This is a genomic window from Paenibacillus sp. F024 (assembly GCF_057814255.1).
This window is the reverse complement of record NZ_JBVASZ010000157.1, coordinates 1-287: the sequence shown is the minus strand read 5'-3', so window position 1 is coordinate 287 and position 287 is coordinate 1. Positions and strand designations below refer to the sequence as shown.

General features: G+C 51.6%; 1 protein-coding gene. It reads right to left on the bottom strand.

All coding sequences use genetic code 11. The features are described 5' to 3' along the window. Positions 1-287 (bottom strand): hypothetical protein (locus ACZYR9_RS27775; protein WP_488981515.1); only part of this gene is annotated, 287 nt, incomplete at both ends.

The following is a 287-nucleotide window of genomic DNA, read 5'->3' as shown; positions in this document are numbered from 1 at the left end:
CTGCTATCACGTCTCCGATGAATTGATCGGCGCTGTCCGTAAGCATAACCGTCACTTCCGCATCAGGCGCGGAATTCTCCATCGACCACGTCACTTGAATACGGTTTTCCGCGCCGGAAACAGGCGATACAGACGCCTTGATTGCAGGCAGCGGGTTTAGCTTATGAATTTGCAAATCCACCTTTTTAGCGTTTTGTATCGTCCATTTGCCCGCAGGAGCGTTCAGCAGCGAGACGTAAAGTGTATACCGTCCGTCCATTACAGGTTTTGGCGTGTCAATCTGCGTC